Source organism: Secundilactobacillus yichangensis (genome assembly GCF_016861565.1).
Taxonomy (GTDB): Bacteria; Bacillota; Bacilli; order Lactobacillales; family Lactobacillaceae; genus Secundilactobacillus; species Secundilactobacillus yichangensis.
Window position 1 is genome coordinate 1 of record NZ_BOLK01000033.1, and the last position, 3013, is coordinate 3013.

The 3013-nt window shown below is 48.9% G+C and carries 2 rRNA genes; both read right to left on the reverse strand.

Annotation, left to right across the window (positions count from 1 at the left end):
- Positions 1–1928: ribosomal RNA gene (locus JUE95_RS12700) — 23S ribosomal RNA — on the reverse strand; the annotation flags it as partial.
- Between the two features lie 217 nt (positions 1929–2145).
- Positions 2146–3013, reverse strand: a 16S ribosomal RNA gene (locus JUE95_RS12705); the annotation flags it as partial.

Genomic DNA, 3013 nt, shown 5'->3' on the forward strand with positions numbered 1-3013 from the left:
GGCCGCCGTTTACTGGGGCTTCATTTCTGGGCTTCGCCGAAGCTAACTCATCCACTTAACCTTCCAGCACCGGGCAGGCGTCAGCCCCTATACGTCATCTTGCGATTTTGCAGAAACCTGTGTTTTTGATAAACAGTCGCCTGGGCCTTTTCACTGCGGCTACACTTGCGTGTAGCACCCCTTCTCCCGAAGTTACGGGGTCATTTTGCCGAGTTCCTTAACGAGAGTTCACTCGCTCACCTTAGGATACTCTCCTCGACTACCTGTGTCGGTTTGCGGTACGGGTAATTAATCACTAACTAGAAGCTTTTCTCGGCAGTGTGACATCTGGCGCTTCCCTACTAAAATTCGGTCCTCGTCACGCCTTGTCCTTAGCGATAAGCATTTAACTCATCACCAGACTTGACGCTTGAACACACATTTCCAATCGTGTGCACACCATAGCCTACTGCGTCCCTCCATCGTTCAAACATGATTAACTAGTACAGGAATATCAACCTGTTATCCATCGCCTACGCTTCTCAGCCTCGGCTTAGGTCCCGACTAACCCTGGGAGGACGAGCCTTCCCCAGGAAACCTTAGTCATTCGGTGGATCAGATTCTCACTGATCTTTCGCTACTCATACCGGCATTCTCACTTCTAAGCACTCCACTAGTCCTTGCGGTCTAGCTTCGTTGCCCTTAGAACGCTCTCCTATCACGCGACCTATTGGTCGCATCCATAATTTCGGTAACATGCTTAGCCCCGGTAAATTTTCGGCGCGGGATCACTCGGCTAGTGAGCTATTACGCACTCTTTAAATGGTGGCTGCTTCTGAGCCAACATCCTAGCTGTCTGTGCAACTCCACATCCTTTTCCACTCAGCATGTATTTAGGGACCTTAATTGATGGTCTGGGCTGTTCCCCTTTCGACGGTGGATCTTATCACTCATCGTCTGACTCCCGGATATAAATCAGTGGCATTCGGAGTTTATCTGAATTCAGTAACCCATGACGGGCCCCTAGTCCAAACAGTGGCTCTACCTCCACGATTCTTAACTCCGAGGCTAACCCTAAAGCTATTTCGGAGAGAACCAGCTATCTCCAAGTTCGTTTGGAATTTCACCGCTATCCACACCTCATCCCAGCATTTTTCAACATACACGGGTTCGGTCCTCCAGTGCGTTTTACCGCACCTTCAACCTGGACATGGATAGGTCACCTGGTTTCGGGTCTACATCAACTTACTGAAACGCCCGTTTCAGACTCGCTTTCGCTACGGCTCCGGTCTTTACACCTTAACCTTGCAAATTAACGTAACTCGCCGGTTCATTCTACAAAAGGCACGCTATCACCCATTAACGGGCTCTAACTAATTGTAGGCACATGGTTTCAGGAACTATTTCACTCCGCTTCCGCGGTGCTTTTCACCTTTCCCTCACGGTACTGGTTCACTATCGGTCACTAGGGAGTATTTAGCCTTGGGAGATGGTCCTCCCGGATTCCGACCACGTTTCACGTGTGTGGCCGTACTCAGGATACTGAACTGAGGGTCAACAATTTCATCTACGGGGGTATCACCCTCTATGCCGAGTCTTCCCAGACTCTTCGATTATCATTGACTTTGGTAACTCAAATGTTCAGTCCTACAACCCCAAAGAGCAAGCTCTTTGGTTTGGGCTATTCCCCGTTCGCTCGCCGCTACTTAGGGAATCGATTTTTCTTTCTATTCCTGCGGGTACTTAGATGTTTCAGTTCCCCGCGTCTGCCTCAACTCAAGTATGTATTCCCTGAGTTGTAATTACTGATTAAAGTAATTGGGTTTCCCCATTCGGAAATCTCCGGATCAAAGCTTACGTACAGCTCCCCGAAGCATATCGGTGTTAGTCCCGTCCTTCATCGGCTCCTAGTACCAAGGCATCCACCATGCGCCCTTCATAACTTAACCTAACGATTACTTCGTAATCGCTGATTAATTGAGTATTAGCGATATAAACTAATTAAAAAACTCAAAAATACGCAGTTGTTTCTCGGTTTTAATTATCTTAATAATTAAAGGAAAATAATTGATAATATCTAGTTTTCAAAGAACAAGTTTGAGGGTAGACCCCTCAAAACTGACCATTGTTTCGACAAAGTATGTGTAGCCTCCGTATATTCCTTAGAAAGGAGGTGATCCAGCCGCAGGTTCTCCTACGGCTACCTTGTTACGACTTCACCCTAATCATCTGTCCCACCTTAGACGGCTGACTCCCGAAGGTTATCTCACCGGCTTTGGGTGTTACAAACTCTCATGGTGTGACGGGCGGTGTGTACAAGGCCCGGGAACGTATTCACCGCGGCATGCTGATCCGCGATTACTAGCGATTCCAACTTCATGTAGGCGAGTTGCAGCCTACAATCCGAACTGAGAACGGCTTTAAGAGATTAGCTTAGCCTCACGACTTCGCGACTCGTTGTACCGTCCATTGTAGCACGTGTGTAGCCCAGGTCATAAGGGGCATGATGATTTGACGTCATCCCCACCTTCCTCCGGTTTGTCACCGGCAGTCTCACCAGAGTGCCCAACTTAATGCTGGCAACTGATAATAAGGGTTGCGCTCGTTGCGGGACTTAACCCAACATCTCACGACACGAGCTGACGACAACCATGCACCACCTGTATCCATGTCCCCGAAGGGAACGTCCTATCTCTAGGATTTGCATAGTATGTCAAGACCTGGTAAGGTTCTTCGCGTAGCTTCGAATTAAACCACATGCTCCACCGCTTGTGCGGGCCCCCGTCAATTCCTTTGAGTTTCAACCTTGCGGTCGTACTCCCCAGGCGGAGTGCTTAATGCGTTAGCTGCGGCACTGAAGGGCGGAAACCCTCCAACACCTAGTATTCATCGTTTACGGCATGGACTACCAGGGTATCTAATCCTGTTTGCTACCCATGCTTTCGAGCCTCAGCGTCAGTTACAGACTAGACAGCCGCCTTCGCCACTGGTGTTCTTCCATATATCTACGCATTCCACCGCTACACATGGAGTT